The sequence below is a fragment of the Mycolicibacterium pyrenivorans genome, from assembly GCF_025821625.1.
Lineage (GTDB): Bacteria > Actinomycetota > Actinomycetes > Mycobacteriales > Mycobacteriaceae > Mycobacterium > Mycobacterium pyrenivorans.
Genome location: NZ_JACKSH010000039.1, coordinates 52298 through 66645 on the forward strand (window position 1 = coordinate 52298; position 14348 = coordinate 66645).

Genomic DNA, 14348 nt, shown 5'->3' on the forward strand with positions numbered 1-14348 from the left:
ATCCTCGTACGTGTAGCCGTCGCAGTACTGCCCCCCGCCCCACGGGGTCCAGCCGCCCTGACATTGCGCCGAGACCGGTGCTGCTAGTACGATTCCGCCGGCCGAGAGCGCGAGAACTGTCAAAGCGATAGTGATGCGACACATAATTTCTCCTGCTGCGCAACGGGAGTTACGTCAAAAACTTGTCCTTTCTCGTTTGCTGACCCATCCAGCGGTGCGGACAATCGGCATCCGGCCCCTGCGAGCAGCTGTGGAACTGCTGATTGCAATGCAACCGACCTGGTAGCGGGTTGTGTAGGGCCCATGGGCGCCCCCTCAAGGGCCTTTGGTCCCCCTGACCGCGATAGATCGGGGCCCGAACAGAGCCGGTCGCCGTGCGCTGCTCCTACGAGTGCAATCAGCATGCGCAGGTGCGCATTCATGCAGTGAAGTGGTGGATTGCCGTAGTTTCGTCGCTGTCCGATGGAATGCTGCCCAGCAAACTCCGTCGAGAATTCTGCGTGGGCAATGCGGGCTCCATGACACAGGGACTGGCGGCTCCGAAACCGCCCTTTTGCATGCGCGCGCATGACGGCACAGCTCGCGGAAGGCGGCGCTATTTCTTCGCCGGCGCTTTCTTGGCGGCGGACTTCTTCGCGGGGGCCTTCTTGGCTGCCTTCTTGGCGGGTGCCTTCTTCGCCGGCTTGTCGGAGTCCGAAGAATCCGAATCCGACCCGCCCTTGCGGGCCTTGACGCTGGCCTCGAGTTTGGCCAGCAGATCGGACACGTCCTCGGTCTCGTCGAGCTCTTGCGGTTCCTCTTCGGTGGTGAACGCCTCGCCGCCTTCGAGCTTCGCGTCGATCAGCTCCTGCAGATGCTCCTGGTAGTCGTCGTGATACCGGTCGGGGTTGAAATCATCGGTCATCGAGTCGACGACCTGGCTCGCCATCTTCAGCTCGGCCGGCTTGACGTCGACTTCCTTGTCCAGCACCGGGAAGTCGGGATCGCGGATCTCGTCGGGCCACAGCAACGTGTGGATCATCATGACGTCCCGCTTGCTGAAGTCCTTGACCCGCAGGGCCGCCAGCCGGGTCTTGTTGCGCAGGGCGAAGTTGACGATGGCGACCCGGTCGGTCTCCATGAGCGTCTTGGCAAGCAGCACATAGGATTTCGACGACTTACCTTCGGGCTCGAGGAAGTAGCTCTTGTCGTACATCATCGGGTCGAGGTCGCTGGCAGGTACGAACTCGAGCACCTCGATCTCGCGGCTGCGTTCCTCGGGCAGCGTGGCGATGTCGTCATCGGTGATGATCACGGTCTGGCCGTCGTCGGAGTCGAAGGCCCGCGCGATGTCGCGGTACTCCACGACTTCGCCGCACACCTCGCACACCCGCTTGTACCGGATGCGGCCGTTGTCCTTGGCGTGGACCTGGTGGAACTTGATGTCGTGGTCCTCGGTGGCGCTGTAGACCTTCACCGGTACGTTCACCAGGCCGAAGGCGATCGAACCCTTCCAGATGGATCGCATCAGCCCAGTATTCCCGATTCGGCCGCCGCATCACGCTCAACACGGTCGGGCAGGTCGGCGCCGGCGCGCGCCACCGTCAGCGCGGCCATCAGCGCCGCGGCGCGTACGGCGGTGGTCAACGTGGGGGTGTCGATGGCGGCCAGTTGCGATCGGCGGTCGGCGCCCAGTAGGTCCAGCGACCACAGCGCGTCGATCAGACCGGTCATGAACGCATCGCCGGCGCCCACGGTGTCCACCACATCCACATCGAACGCAGGTACCCGTACCGTGCCCGCCGCACACATCGCGAACGCCCCGGCGTCACCCAAGGTCACCACGACGATCGATGGCCCCATCGCGAGCCACCCGGCGGCGATCTGCTCCGGCGTCCGCGTCGGGTCGATCCAGCGCAGATCCGCGTCGCTGGCCTTGACGACGTCTGCACGCTCCAACAACCCGCCGATGCGGGCGCGGGCGCTATCGGCGTCGGTGATCAACGCCGGCCGCACGTTGGGGTCGAACGTCAGCGTCGCCGACAGGTGATACGTGTCGACAAGTGCGGCGACCGCCAGACAGCCGGGTTCGAGCACTGCTGCGATCGAACCGGTGTGCACCACCACCGGAGGCGGCACCTCCGGCGTGCCGGTCAGCTGCCAGTCGATGTCGAAGGTGTACGTCGCCGAGCCCGCGTCGTCGAGGGTGGCCAGCGCGGTCGGCGTCCGTCCGGCACTCCGGCTGCCCGGAACCAGTTGTGCCCCTGAGGCTTCGACATAATCGCTAATCCGTAGCCCGCGGTCGTCGGTGCCGATGTGGGTGAGGAAGTCGACGTCGCGGCCGAGCCGCGCCAGGCCGACCGCGACGTTGAGTGGGCTGCCGCCGACGTGCTCGGCAGGTCTTGATACTCGCTCGGTGACGCGGCCGCCCTGCTCGACGATGTCGATCAGCGCCTCGCCGATGACCAGTGCCCTCACCGTATTGACGCTACCGCCACTCCGTCTCGGTCCAAGGCTTATACCTTGGATCTATGCCGGAAATGGTGGATCGCTATGGCCGGGTGAAACTGACCAACCCGGACAAGGTGCTGTACCCGGCGACCGGGACCACGAAAGCACACGTCTTCGATTACTACGTCAACGTGGCCGAGGCGATGCTGCCCCACATCGCGGGCCGTGCGGTGACGCGCAAGCGCTGGCCCAACGGTGTGGAGGAGGCGTCCTTCTTCGAGAAGCAACTGGCCTCCTCGGCGCCTGACTGGCTGGACCGGGGCACCATCGCGCACCGGTCGGGCACCACCACCTACCCGATCATCGACACCGTTGAGGGATTGGCCTGGATCGCCCAGCAGGCCGCACTGGAGGTGCACGTGCCGCAGTGGCGGTTCGTCGACCCGGGCGGGCGAAGCGGGGTGGGTGGTGACTCGGGCGGGCGAAGCGAAACGGGCGGTGACGGGGCGGTAGTGGGCCCGGCCACCCGGATCGTGTTCGATCTCGATCCTGGCGAGGGCGTCACGATGCCTCAGCTCTGCCAGGTCGCCCATGAGGTGCGTGATCTGATCACCGACATCGGCCTTCAGACGTTCCCGTTGACCAGTGGAAGCAAGGGCCTGCATCTCTATGTACCGCTGCAGGATCCGATCAGTTCGCGAGGTGCCTCGGTGCTGGCCAAGAGGGTGGCCCAGCAGCTGGAGCAGACCATGCCCAAGCAGGTCACCGCGACGATGACCAGGAGTCTGCGCGAAGGCAAGGTGTTCCTGGACTGGAGCCAGAACAACGGCAACAAGACCACGATCGCGCCGTATTCGCTTCGGGGACGCGATCATCCGACGGTCGCTGCGCCCAGGACGTGGGACGAGATCGAGGACCCGGATCTGCGTCACCTGACCTTCGAGGAGGTGCTCGACCGGTTGGACTCCGACGGGGACCTTCTCGCCGACCTCGATGAACTGCTGCCGGTGGCCGACCGCCTGACGACCTACCGTGGCATGCGGGACACGGCCAAGACCCCTGAGCCGATTCCCGCGAAGCCGCCCACGGTCGGCAACAACGACAAGTTCGTCATCCAGGAACACCACGCCCGTCGCCTGCACTACGACTTCCGTCTGGAACGTGACGGCGTGCTGGTGAGTTGGGCGGTGCCGAAGAACCTGCCCGACACGCCATCGGTCAACCACCTCGCCGTGCACACCGAAGACCATCCGATGGAGTACCTGACGTTCGCCGGCGAGATCCCGAAGGGCGAGTACGGCGGTGGCGAGGTCTACGTCTGGGACACCGGTACCTACGAGACCGAGAAGTTTCGTGACAACCCCCCGGACGGTCCCGAGAAGGGGGGCGAGGTGATCGTCACGCTGCACGGCGAGAAGATCGACGGCCGCTACGCGCTGATCCAGACCGACGGCAAGAACTGGCTCGCGCACCGGATGAAGGACCAGCAACGGCCGACCTTCGCAGACCTCGCGCCGATGCTGACCACCGAGGGGTCGGTGGAGAAGCTCACGAACAAGCAGTGGGCTTTCGAAGGCAAGTGGGACGGCTACCGGCTGCTGGTCGACGCCGACCGCGGCAGGCTGACGCTAAGGTCCCGGCGGGGCCGCGACGTCACCGGCGAGTACCCGCAACTGCAGGCGTTGGCCGCCGACCTCGCCGATCACCACGTGATCCTCGATGGCGAAGCGGTGGCGCTCGACGAGTCGGGCGTGCCCAGCTTCGGCGAGATGCAGAACCGGGCCCGCTCCACCAAGGTGGAGTTCTGGGCGTTCGACATTCTTCACCTCGACGGTCGATCTTTGCTGCGGGCCAAGTACAGCGACCGCAGGCGGGTGCTCGAGGCGCTTGCCGAGGGTGGCGGTCTGATCGTGCCCGACCAGATCGACGGTGACGGACCCGACGCCCTGGAGTTCGCGCGCAAGAAGCGGTGGGAGGGCGTCGTCGCCAAGAAGCGCGACTCCACCTATCAACCGGGCCGACGGTCGTCGTCGTGGATCAAGGACAAGATCTGGAACACCCAGGAAGTCGTGATCGGCGGCTGGCGCGAGGGCACCGGCGGGCGCACGAGCGGAATCGGTGCGCTGATGCTCGGCATTCCCGGCGAGGGCGGACTGCAGTTCGTGGGACGGGTCGGTACCGGATTCACCGAGAAACAGCTCACCGCGCTGAGAAAGTTGCTCGCACCGCTGCACACCGACGAATCACCCTTCGCCACAGAGCTTCCGAAGCAGGATGCGAAAGGCGTGACGTTCGTGCGGCCGGAGCTGGTGGGCGAGGTCCGTTACAGCGAGCGCACCTCGGACGGCAGGCTGCGACAACCGAGTTGGCGCGGCTTGCGCACCGACAAGGTGCCCGACGAAGTCAGGTGGGAGTAGTTCAGTGTGAGAGGGAGTCCGCCATCTCCGCGAGTCCGTCGGCCAGGTTGACGGACGGAGTGTAGCCGAGTTCGCTTCTTGCAGCGCTGATGTCGTAGCTGCGGTCACGGCCCATGAACGTGGTGATCCAATTCGTCAGCATCGGTGGTTCAGGCCGGCGCAACAGGCGTGCCCCTGCTTCAAGGAGCGCTCCGAGGGGGGCCGCCAACGCGAACGGCACACTGCGGGCCGCGCTCACGTCGACCCCTTGGGTGGCCAGTAGCGGGGTGAAGAGATCGCGGGTCGGCATGGGCGTGCCGTCGGTGACGTAGTACGCGCGACCGGCACGGCCACGGGTGAGTGCGAGGCGGACGGACTCGGCGAGGTTGTCGACGTGGACGAAGTCGACCGTGTGCTTGCCGTTGTCGATCCAGCTGAACCGGCCGGCTTCCACCGCGGCGACGAATTCGTCCAGGGTGGACATGCCCGCACCCCAAATGAAAGGCGGCCGAAGTGCCACCGTCGTCATCATCGGTGAGACCGCGTTGAGCAGGATGCGCTCGGTGGCGAGCTTGACGCGGCTGTAGGCGATATTGGGCCGACCTTCATCGGTGCGCTCGTCGACGACCGGCGCGCGCTGGGTGCCGGTGGCCACGCTGGCGGCGCTGATCAAGACGAACCTTCTCACCCCGGATGACGCGGCGACCCGGTGGAGGGCGACGCTGGGCTCGAGATTGGCACGGCGGAAGACGGCATCGCGACCCCAGAACGCCATGTAGGCGGCGCCGTGCACGACGGCATCGACGCCGCGCAGTGCAGACGTCCACTGCGGTGGTCGATCACCGCTGATCAGTTCCGACAGGTCGCCGAGAACTGGCTCAGCCCCAGCCCGGCCGACGAGGTCGGCGGCGCTGTCCGTGCGGGCGAGCGCACGCACCTCGTGCCCCGCACCGACCAGTCGCCTAACCAGGTGCTGCCCGACGAATCCACTGCCACCCGTGACGAAAAGTTGCATCTGTCTCTCCATTCATTCTACTTCAAATCATTTGATATCAAACTATATGGACGCTGATAGTATCTCGTCAACGTGAAAGAGGCGATGAGTGGACGCGCTGCTTCAGGTGCATCGGCGCAGCGCGCGGGGCGCCTGGCCGATGCGTTCGGACGCGCAGGCAAATCGGTTGTGCGGGCCTTCGACGACCGCCTGGGGGAGCACGGCGTCTCGACTCCGAGATCCAAATTGCTCGCCGAAGTGGCCCGGATGCAGCCGGTCCGGCTCGCGGATCTGGCCCGGGAGGTAGGAATCAGCCAGGGTACTGCGTCGACGCTGGTGGAGGCACTTGTTCGCGACGGACTGGTCGCCCGCGGCGTCGACGACAACGATCGCCGCGCGATACGCCTGACTACCACGCCCGAGGGGGAGACGCAGGCGCGAAACTGGCTCCGCGACTACGTCGTCGTCGCGGGGGAGATCTTCAGCTGCCTCACAACCGAGGAACAACGCCAGCTGACCCGACTGCTCGATCGGATCGCCGAGTCCCTGGACCCTCCGGCTTAGCTGAGTGGAGATTCGTCAGCTCAGGCGATAAGTGCGCGGTAGCGGTCCAGGGGAGTTCAGACCTCGAATACTGCACCTCCGCCGGTTAGCCGGGAATAGCGACGCTGGTGAGCACTGACGACAGAAGAAGTTCGAACGCGCGGTCGTCCTGCGGTACCGGGTCTGTCGCGGATCCGCCATCATCGGCAGGCTCCGTCTGCTGTGCTGCGTTGTGCTTCTGTGTCAACCTCGCGAGAAGTACCGACCCCCGGACGAGTTCCGAAACCGCCGAGTACGTGTCGTGAGCGGTCTGCTCGTCGAGGCCGGCTTCGATCATGTTGGCGATCGCCTTCTGCGTCTCCTGTTCACCGAGTCGTCGTGCCATCGGGCTCAGTGCGCCTCTTATGAGGATCAGATCGGTCAACACCGGATCGCCGAGGAACGTCCGGCGCACACCGCGTGCATGCGCCATCAGTGACTCGCGCCAGTCGTCCGACGCGGCATAGGCCGCTAACCCGCTGCGGCGCAGCGCACGGTCGGTCATGGCGTCGAGAAGCTCTGACTTGTTGCGAACGTGCCAGTAGATGCTGGTTACGCCAACGCCAAGTGACTTGGCGATCAGTGGAATGCTCAGCTCGTCGACCGAGGATTCTGCTGCTATCGCGAAGGCGGTCTCAACGATTGTGTCCGCGGTCAGCGAGCCGCGGGCTCGTCGCTGTGTTTGTCGCCGTCGCGACGTCGTTGGGCCTGGCACCCTCACCTTCTTACTCCCGCAAGGTGGCGTCGTCGATCACGTTGTCGAACGGGTCGTTGTACACATCAACGGCTTTCGGAGTCGTCATGTCGGCGGCGGGTTTGCCGGGTGACGATCGACGGACCGGCCAGCGGCGCGGGCAGAAGTCCGGGCGCAGCGTCGATGACCGTCGGGATGGCGTTGATCGCGGCCATCGCCGTCGCCGCGACGCCGGGGTTGGTGGCGTCGTCGGGTGCGGGGTCGAGTCGGAGGTCGAGGGTCATTCTGGGATTTCCCTCGATGCGGAAAACCATGCCGCCCTGGCCGGGTTGAGTCGGGCGCGGCCAGGAGTCGGGCCACGGCGTGGAGGTCACCGCCGCGAAGTACTGAACCGACACCACCGGGCGATCGTCGTGCATCGCAGCGAGCTGCCAGCGGTGACCGCAAATGGTGTCCTTCGGGATCACCCCGAGAGCGGTGTCGAGGTCGTGCGGGGCGAGGATCGTCTCCCAGTCCAGTGCCACTTCGTCGACGTCGACGGTGAGCGTGTCGGCGATGTAGCGCACGACGGGCTCCCAATCGTTGTTCACCTTCCCGACAGCGATGCGGATGGGAACGTGGCCGTCGGGTTTTCCGAAACCCATCGACTCGTGCAGGACTTCCCAGATGGGGTAGGCCAAGTCGAGGTCGAGGGCGTACTCGTCCATGCGGTAGGAGTCGATCGCACCGGCACCGGCCAGCAGCGCGGTGGGCAGGTTCAGGCTCACGAAGCCTGGTTCGCATCCGGTGGCGTAGAAGGTCGCACCGCCTTGCAGTGCGGCGCGTTCGATCGGATCGCGCCAATTCGGAGGGGCCGCTTTGGGATACACCATCGGGATGGCGGAAATGGTGACGACGTTGATCCCAGCTTCCAGGTAGCCGATGATGTCGGCGATGACGTCGTCTTCACGTCGAACCGCGGTCGCGCAGTAGGCGACGCAATCCGGCTTGGTGTCCAGAATGGCCGCCACGTCGTCTGTGGCGGCGACGCCGACATCGGGGCGTCCGCACAGTTGACCGGCGTCGGTGCCCACCTTCGTCGGCGACGACACCTTGAGTCCGACCAGGTCGAGCACGGGGTCGTCGATGATGGCGCGAAGCGCGACGCTGCCCGTCATGCCGGTGCCGACATGCACCACGCGACGTTTCGCGGTGCCAGGAGATGAAGTCACGGTCTTGCCTCTCGGGCGACTCAAGCGGTTGCCAATGCATCGGACAGAGTTTTACTGTAGATGTAACCAGTAAGAGTTACCAGTAGTAGGTTCGGTAGAACGGCGGCGGACGAGGGGTACGCATCTGCGTTGCGGGAGCGAACCTCTGCCCTCGTGAATCGTGAACCCTAGAAGTTCCGTACGTGTGAGACCTCGCGCAGGAGAGGCTTCGCCGCAGCACGGATTTCTCGAATCGTCATGGCGCGCAAAGGATGGATGGCAAGTACCAGGGCAATTCGATCGTCGGCATCGAGTACCGGCGCCGAAATCGTGGCGACGGGGTGTGCTCCGCGGGAGGTGTCGTCCGGCATCGGGTCTGCGGAGGCGAACTCCACCCGCAACTGATGAATGACGGAACGCGGGTTGTGGGGGATGGAGTCTCCGGACAGCGTTCCGATTGCCTGGGCCGCCTGGCTCGAAGTAGGTGTCATCCAGTCGACGTCGTAGCCGCGCTCGCGGGTGCGGGTCAACACCGTTCGCAGGCGCTCGCGCAGACCCTCGTCGTCGGCAGCGCCGCGACGGATCCAGGCTTGCTGCTCGTCGGCGGTATCCCATGCCGCGAAGGCGATACCGAACGGCGGTGCGTCTTGAGGATCGCGTGCGCGGTGCGCTGTGACAGGTCCAGTTCGCGCACGACATCGGAGAATCGGATGTCGCCATGCCCGGGTCGACTGAGCAACTCGATGACGTCGAGGACACGTCCGGTTGGCGCCGAACCGGTCCGATCGTGGTCGCATCGCCGATGAGAAGCTCGGGCTGCTGCGCCGATTATTGGCCGGAGAAGAGGTGGAACACTGCGGCAGGCGGATGAAGGTGACGCCGCGTCCGCGGACGCCGGAGGGGCCGATGCTTAATTGGGGCGGTTCGAGCCACGGTGCGGCGCGGAGTGCGGGACGCAACGGTCTCGGCCTGCTCGCCAAGGGCGGGGTGCCGGGTATGCAGTGGGCGTACGAAAAGGCGTGCCGCAACAACGGTTTTGAGCCAGGCTTCGTGCTCATACCCGACCGGGACGTTGTGGCGAACCTCTTCGTAGCCGAGGATGTCGACGCGGCATGGGACGAAATCGGCAAGTATCTGCTGCACGATGCGATGTCCTATTCGGAGTGGAACCCGGACAATCAGGTGTCGGCCAACATGAGCACCGCCAGAACCGTCGACGAACTCCGCCGCGCGTCGGCGTCCCACGTAATCCTCTCGGTCGAGGAGGCGAGATGGCGCCTCGCGGGTGGAGAGATTTTCAACCTCTCACCGTTGTGCGGCGGGATTCCGCCTGAGATCGCGTGGCGGTACCTGAAGAGATTCGCCGACCGGGGCTAGTGAGGTGGCGGCGGCTGTGGCCAGCCATGCGCCGGATCGTGACATTCGAATCCGGCAGTGGAGTAGGTGGAGTAGGTCGTGAACCAAACTTGTCGGTGGTCGAATGTATGTTCGAAGTATGTCCGGGGAGGCGTTGCAGGAGGCGGTGACCGCGTTGCGTGCTGCGTTCGACGCGTTGGCCGCGTGCGACATCGATTTGCTGACCCGGTCCGATCTTGTCGAGCCCCTTGATGAGCTCGAATCGCTGTGGTGTCAGCTGCCGGCGCTGAGGAACCGTATGCTGGCCCGTTTGCAGGCCGAGGCGACGCCGCAGCAGATGGGTGCCAAGTCCTGGAAGGACGTGCTCGCGATCCGCTGGCGGATCTCCACCAGTGAGGCCCACCGCCGGTTGACCGAGGCCGCATTGTTGGCGCCGCGGCGGGCGTTGACCGGAGCGTCGCTGCCACCGTTGCTGCCCGCGACTGCCGCCGCCCAAGCCCACGGGTTGATCAACGGTGAGCACGTCGAGGTGATCCGCAAGGCCGTCGCCAAGTTGCCGGGTTTCGTGGACGCGGTCACCCGCGCGCAGTTCGAGGTCGGCCTGGTCCGTAGGGCGGTCGGCGTCGGACCCAAGGAACTCAAGGACACCGCCTGCTTGACCCTGTTCCTGCTCGACCAGGATGGCCCCGCACCCGACGACACTGAACGCGCCCGCAAGCGCGGGGTGTCGAAGGGCAAGCAGCGCTCTGATGGGATGTCCTCGATCTACGGGGACCTGACACCCGAAGCGTCGGCGGTATTGGAGGCGATCTTCGCCAAGTACGCGGCGCCGGGGATGTGTAACCCCGACGATCCCGAACCCTGCACCGACCACCGCAGCCTCGCCCAGCGCCAACACGACGCCCTGGTCGCCGTCGGGCGCATCGCGCTGATGAGCGGCGAACTCGGAAAGCTCAACGGGCTACCGGTCTCGATCATCATCCGCACCACCCTGCAGGACCTGGAATCCCGTGCCGGGGTCGGTACCACCGGCGGTGGCACCGTCATGCCGATCGCCGATGTGATCAGGCTGGCCGGCCACGCCAACCACTACCTGGCGGTNTTCGACCGCGCCACNGGCTCGGCCCTGGANCTGTTCCGTGCCAANCGAATCGCNTCCCCGGCGCAGCGGATCATGCTGATCGCACGCGACGGTGGATGCACCAAGCCGTGCTGCACCGTCGGCGCCTACGGCTCCCAGGTGCATCACGCCGCGGCCGACTGGACCGACGGCGGCAACACCAACGTCGACGAACTCGGCCTCGCATGCGGACCCGACAACCGCATGGTCGGCAAGGACGGCGGCTGGACCACCCAGATGAACGACCGCTGCGAAGTCGAATGGATACCGCCACCGCAGTTGGACACCGGCCAAGCCCGGCTCAACTACTATCACCGCCCCGAANGACTCCTGCGCCCGGCCGATCCGGAACCCCAGGGCCACAACAACACCGAGCAGNCCGNACCGATCGAGCCCACCCTCGGCGACGAGCGGGGCGACCCCTCGTCGGGCGACACCGCCGGTGAACCCGGCGGGCCTGCGCCGCCTGACGACCAAGCGGCCTGACGGCTGCCGACTTCACGTATGCATGCCACCGGTTGGTATCGAGTGGTGAGTTGCGCTACGACTGCCTCCACCGGGCGGAGCGACGGCTGCGCGGACGTCGGCGCAGCAATCAACCGTAGGCGCCGATCGCCTCCTGCAGACCCCGCGTGGCCAACTGATCGGCCAGTTCGTTGTCGGCCACACCCGAATGCCCCTTCACCCAGAACCACTCGACTTGGTGCAGCGCGCAGGCCATCTGAAGCCGCTTCCAGAGGTCGACGTTCTTCACCGGCTGTCTGGCGGCGGTGATCCAGCCGTTGCGTTCCCAGCCCATGACCCACCTGGTGATTCCGTTCCGGACATAGGTGCTGTCGGTGTAGAGGTGCACCACCACAGGTCTGGTGAGCGCCTCGAGCGCCATGATCGGTGCGGTCAACTCCATCCGGTTGTTGCTGGTCTCGCCGGGCTCGCCGCCGCACATCTCACGGACGTGCTCACGCAGGCGCAGCACCGCCCCCCAACCGCCGGGGCCGGGGTTGGGTCTGCACCCGCCGTCGGTGTGGATGACCACTACATCGTTGATGGACTTGATGTACTCGCCCATGACAGTCAATCCGCCTGCGCCTGCCGGAGCAGACGCACCGCCTTCGGCCCGACTCCGTGGAGGGCGAGGAGTCCCTCCAGGTCGGCGGGCAGGTCCGCGAGGGTGCGGTAGCCGGCGTCGAGGAGCGCACCGGTCGCCGGCCTGCCGATCGGGACGCCGTCGAAGACGGGGCCACGGTCCGCGGGATCGATCATTCGCCGAGGATAGGCATTGCGTCGAGCTGTCCGCTCAGCGACGCGCCGAGATCATCGCCGTCCGCACCGACATCCCGAACTCGTGATGCCGCAGCGTGGTGATCCGCCGCCCGGGCTGCACCGCGTCCCTGACCGGTGCCGTGCGGTCACCGAAGAACGCGGCAGTCGCGTCGATGTCCGCGACGACGTACGTGATTCCCCAGAGCTTCGATGGACCGCTGCCGGCCGTGTCCGGCGAACCGACGACCTCGACGATCACCTCCCCGACCCGATAGAAGATCTGGCGGATCGGCCGGCCGCCGAGTTCGCCGTCGCGCTCCCGTCGCGGCTCCAGGCCGACCGCGGCCAGCGACTCGACCGTTCGACCGAGGTCCGGTGACAGCAGCACGACGTGATCGATCGCGGTCACGCCGTTCGCGTGCCCGGCAGGCGTTGAAGCGATCCCGTCCGACCCGACCGTGGGGATACCGTCGAGGTCGTGGATCGAGTCGTCCGATGGTAGTCCGCGCAACGACCACCCGACGATGCCGGTGCCACGCTCGCGTCCGAGCAGTCGGATGCGGACGCCGCCGATCCGGCAGATCCCCGAGGTGCCCACGGCAGAATCGACACTGAATCCGGCCCCGATCCAGGCGTCTGCGGGGTCGGCGACCTCGAACTCGTCGACCTCGACGGGCATGGACGCGCTGCCGCCATGGGTGGTCTCAAAGTGGTTGATGCGGCTCAGAGTACTTCGGGACGGCGGATTGCCGCTGGGGTGGGAGGAGATGCGCTAGTCGTCGCTCTTCGAGTCCTCGCCCTCGGACTTCTCGGAATCTTCGTCGTCTGAATCTTCGGAGGCTTTGTCGTCGCCGTCCTTGTCGTCCTTGGCGTCGTCGCTGTCGCGCGACTTCGCCTCCACGAACTCGATCACGGCCCAGTGACTCGGGGAGAGCAGCACCGACCATTTGCCTTCTTCGCGGCCCAGCTTGAGGACGCCGTCGTCGAGCTCCCACACGGTGTCGTCGTCGTGGTGGCTCTCTTGTCCATCGGAGTAAGTGAGTTTGAATGCCATGTTCGTGGATGCCCAGATGACAGGTGTGTTAACCACTCCCGAGTGGCACACCGTCTTTGCAGCGCGTCGGACCGAGTCTCGCAGACCTACCGGGCGTGCACGTCGGACGGATGCTGCGCCAGCGGCGTCACCCGGATCTCCATGTAGGGGAACAGGGGAAGCCGCGAAAGTATCTGGTGCAGTTCATCGTTGGATTCGACGTCGAAGATTGAGTAGTTCGCGTACTCACCGACCACCCGCCAGATGTGCGGCCACTTGCCCTCGCGCTGCAATCCCTGCGAGTAGGCCTTCTCCCGGCCGACCAGCTCGGTCCGCACCTGCGGGTCCATGTCGACCGGGAGGTTCACGTCCATGCGTACGTGGAACAGCACATCAGCTCCACTCGGGGTCGAGCGCGAAGTCGTAGGTGACGGACTGAGAGCCGTCGGCTTCGACCTGAGGGTCGAGGATCAGTTCCGGCTTCACCGCGCTGGCGATGTCGTCCTCGTTGTGCTCATCGCCCGGGAAATACAACTGGGCCGTCAGCAGTTCGTGTCCAGGAGCCGACACCTTGACGTGCAGATGCGCCGGCCGCCACGCGTGCCAGCCGGCCGCGGCGATCAGCTTCCCGCACGACCCGTCGGTCGGGATCTGGTATGGCGCAGGGCGAATCGTGGTGATCTCGAAGACCCCATCCGGTCCGGTGGAGAAGCTGCCCCGCAGGTTCCACTCCGGGATGCCCGGCGCGAACTGCGAGTAGTAGCCGGCGTCGTCGGCGTGCCACAGTTCGACCTTTCCCTGCAGTGGCGCGCCGTCGGTGTCGGTGATCCGGCCATGCCACACCAGCGGCGTGCCCTGCTCACCGTCGCGCATCGGGATGGTGCCCTTCGGGCCCAGCTCCGGCGAGCCGGGCACGTAGTACGGGCCCTCGATGCTGCCCTTGTTGCCCACGCGGTGGTCGGTGGCCACATCCTCGACGGCGTGCTCGACCCAGACATCGAGGAACAACGGCCATTCGCCGTCCTGCCCGACGTTGATCAGCCACGCCTTGAGGGCGTTGTACTCGTCGTAGGTGACGCGGTGACGGCGGATGGTGTCGTGCACGGCGCCCAGCACCTCGCGGGCAAGCAGGTCGACCCGCTCGGCCGGGGTGTCCTTGACGGCCGCAAACGGCGACTTGTCGGCATGGAACCGATCGGTGGCCGACGCCCCCGAGGCTGCTGCGCTGGCGACACCGGAAGGGGCGGGCGCAGCGACGGGGGATGGTGTGCTGTGTTCGACGGTGGTCAT

16 protein-coding genes and 1 pseudogene are annotated in these 14348 nt (G+C 65.9%); 4 read left to right on the forward strand and 13 right to left on the reverse strand.

What is annotated here, in order from left to right; translation table 11 throughout:
• Nucleotides 1-595: 595 nt before the first annotated feature.
• Nucleotides 596-1507 carry a non-homologous end joining protein Ku gene (gene ku / locus H7I57_RS05915; RefSeq protein WP_264022425.1) on the reverse strand — a complete coding sequence of 304 codons (912 nt, stop codon included), beginning with the start codon at nt 1505-1507 and terminating at the stop codon, nt 596-598.
• A complete protein-coding gene (locus H7I57_RS05920; RefSeq protein WP_264022426.1) occupies nt 1507-2457 on the reverse strand; it encodes a carbohydrate kinase family protein in 951 nt (316 codons plus the stop codon). Before H7I57_RS05920 ends, ku begins: the two co-directional genes overlap by 1 nt.
• A gap of 62 nt (nt 2458-2519) precedes the next feature.
• Here H7I57_RS05920 and H7I57_RS05925 point away from each other — a divergent pair, with 62 nt between their 5' ends.
• The gene (locus H7I57_RS05925) at nt 2520-4847 is read left to right on the forward strand and encodes an ATP-dependent DNA ligase (RefSeq protein ID WP_264022475.1); all 2328 of its coding nucleotides are present in this window, start codon (nt 2520-2522) and stop codon (nt 4845-4847) included.
• A 1-nt stretch (nt 4848) separates the two neighbouring features.
• On the opposite strand, the gene H7I57_RS05930 is transcribed toward H7I57_RS05925, so the two are convergent.
• A complete protein-coding gene (locus H7I57_RS05930) occupies nt 4849-5841 on the reverse strand; it encodes an NAD-dependent epimerase/dehydratase family protein (RefSeq protein WP_264022427.1) in 993 nt (330 codons plus the stop codon).
• Nucleotides 5842-5925: 84 nt separating this feature from the next.
• On the opposite strand from H7I57_RS05930, the gene H7I57_RS05935 reads away from it, so the two are divergent.
• Nucleotides 5926-6384, forward strand: a complete 459-nt coding sequence (locus H7I57_RS05935) for a MarR family winged helix-turn-helix transcriptional regulator (RefSeq protein WP_264022428.1) — start codon at nt 5926-5928, stop codon at nt 6382-6384.
• Nucleotides 6385-6469: 85 nt separating this feature from the next.
• On the opposite strand, the gene H7I57_RS05940 is transcribed toward H7I57_RS05935, so the two are convergent.
• From H7I57_RS05940 to H7I57_RS05955, 4 genes and pseudogenes are all read right to left on the reverse strand, one after another.
• On the reverse strand, nt 6470-6907 hold the full coding sequence (locus H7I57_RS05940) for a TetR/AcrR family transcriptional regulator C-terminal domain-containing protein (RefSeq protein WP_264022482.1): 438 nt from the start codon (nt 6905-6907) through the stop codon (nt 6470-6472).
• 9 nt (nt 6908-6916) lie between these two features.
• Nucleotides 6917-7123 (reverse strand): annotated as a pseudogene (locus H7I57_RS05945) (TetR/AcrR family transcriptional regulator); the annotation flags it as partial.
• 59 nt (nt 7124-7182) lie between these two features.
• Nucleotides 7183-8253: a dihydrodipicolinate reductase gene (locus H7I57_RS05950; protein WP_275080951.1), complete on the reverse strand. Its 1071-nt coding sequence runs from the start codon at nt 8251-8253 to the stop codon at nt 7183-7185.
• 221 nt (nt 8254-8474) lie between these two features.
• The gene (locus H7I57_RS05955; protein WP_264022430.1) at nt 8475-8819 is read right to left on the reverse strand and encodes a hypothetical protein; all 345 of its coding nucleotides are present in this window, start codon (nt 8817-8819) and stop codon (nt 8475-8477) included.
• Nucleotides 8820-9051: 232 nt separating this feature from the next.
• Here H7I57_RS05955 and H7I57_RS05960 point away from each other — a divergent pair, with 232 nt between their 5' ends.
• Both H7I57_RS05960 and H7I57_RS05965 read left to right on the forward strand, forming a co-directional pair.
• The gene (locus H7I57_RS05960; RefSeq protein WP_264022431.1) at nt 9052-9663 is read left to right on the forward strand and encodes an LLM class flavin-dependent oxidoreductase; all 612 of its coding nucleotides are present in this window, start codon (nt 9052-9054) and stop codon (nt 9661-9663) included.
• A 103-nt stretch (nt 9664-9766) separates the two neighbouring features.
• A complete protein-coding gene (locus H7I57_RS05965) occupies nt 9767-11248 on the forward strand; it encodes an HNH endonuclease signature motif containing protein (protein ID WP_264022432.1) in 1482 nt (493 codons plus the stop codon).
• Nucleotides 11249-11357: 109 nt separating this feature from the next.
• Here the strand turns inward: H7I57_RS05965 and rnhA are convergent, their stop codons facing one another.
• The 6 genes from rnhA to catA all read right to left on the reverse strand — a co-directional run bounded on the left by rnhA (nt 11358) and on the right by catA (nt 14348).
• On the reverse strand, nt 11358-11810 hold the full coding sequence (gene rnhA / locus H7I57_RS05970) for a ribonuclease HI (RefSeq protein WP_264022477.1): 453 nt from the start codon (nt 11808-11810) through the stop codon (nt 11358-11360).
• A gap of 26 nt (nt 11811-11836) precedes the next feature.
• Nucleotides 11837-12025 carry a helix-hairpin-helix domain-containing protein gene (locus H7I57_RS05975; RefSeq protein ID WP_264022433.1) on the reverse strand — a complete coding sequence of 63 codons (189 nt, stop codon included), beginning with the start codon at nt 12023-12025 and terminating at the stop codon, nt 11837-11839.
• A 34-nt stretch (nt 12026-12059) separates the two neighbouring features.
• On the reverse strand, nt 12060-12704 hold the full coding sequence (locus H7I57_RS05980) for a glyoxalase (RefSeq protein ID WP_264022434.1): 645 nt from the start codon (nt 12702-12704) through the stop codon (nt 12060-12062).
• A gap of 93 nt (nt 12705-12797) precedes the next feature.
• Complete coding sequence (locus H7I57_RS05985) at nt 12798-13079, reverse strand: hypothetical protein (RefSeq protein ID WP_264022435.1); 282 nt, start codon at nt 13077-13079, stop codon at nt 12798-12800.
• Between the two features lie 86 nt (nt 13080-13165).
• Nucleotides 13166-13450, reverse strand: coding sequence for a muconolactone Delta-isomerase (gene catC, locus H7I57_RS05990; RefSeq protein WP_264022436.1), 285 nt, complete (start codon nt 13448-13450; stop codon nt 13166-13168).
• Between the two features lies 1 nt (nt 13451).
• Complete coding sequence (gene catA / locus H7I57_RS05995) at nt 13452-14348, reverse strand: catechol 1,2-dioxygenase (RefSeq protein ID WP_264022437.1); 897 nt, start codon at nt 14346-14348, stop codon at nt 13452-13454.

Excerpts from the sequence above, each read along its gene's own strand:
- ku (WP_264022425.1), bottom strand. The coding sequence starts at position 1,507 with ATGCGATCCATCTGGAAGGGTTCGATCGCCTTCGGCCTGGTGAACGTA.
- H7I57_RS05925 (WP_264022475.1), top strand. The coding sequence starts at position 2,520 with ATGGTGGATCGCTATGGCCGGGTGAAACTGACCAACCCGGACAAGGTG.
- H7I57_RS05930 (WP_264022427.1), bottom strand. The coding sequence starts at position 5,841 with ATGCAACTTTTCGTCACGGGTGGCAGTGGATTCGTCGGGCAGCACCTG.
- H7I57_RS05935 (WP_264022428.1), top strand. The coding sequence starts at position 5,926 with ATGAGTGGACGCGCTGCTTCAGGTGCATCGGCGCAGCGCGCGGGGCGC.
- H7I57_RS05940 (WP_264022482.1), bottom strand. The coding sequence starts at position 6,907 with ATGACCGACCGTGCGCTGCGCCGCAGCGGGTTAGCGGCCTATGCCGCG.
- H7I57_RS05950 (WP_275080951.1), bottom strand. The coding sequence starts at position 8,253 with ATGACGGGCAGCGTCGCGCTTCGCGCCATCATCGACGACCCCGTGCTC.
- H7I57_RS05975 (WP_264022433.1), bottom strand. The coding sequence starts at position 12,025 with ATGATCGATCCCGCGGACCGTGGCCCCGTCTTCGACGGCGTCCCGATC.
- H7I57_RS05980 (WP_264022434.1), bottom strand. The coding sequence starts at position 12,704 with ATGCCCGTCGAGGTCGACGAGTTCGAGGTCGCCGACCCCGCAGACGCC.
- H7I57_RS05985 (WP_264022435.1), bottom strand. The coding sequence starts at position 13,079 with ATGGCATTCAAACTCACTTACTCCGATGGACAAGAGAGCCACCACGAC.
- catA (WP_264022437.1), bottom strand. The coding sequence starts at position 14,348 with ATGACCACCGTCGAACACAGCACACCATCCCCCGTCGCTGCGCCCGCC.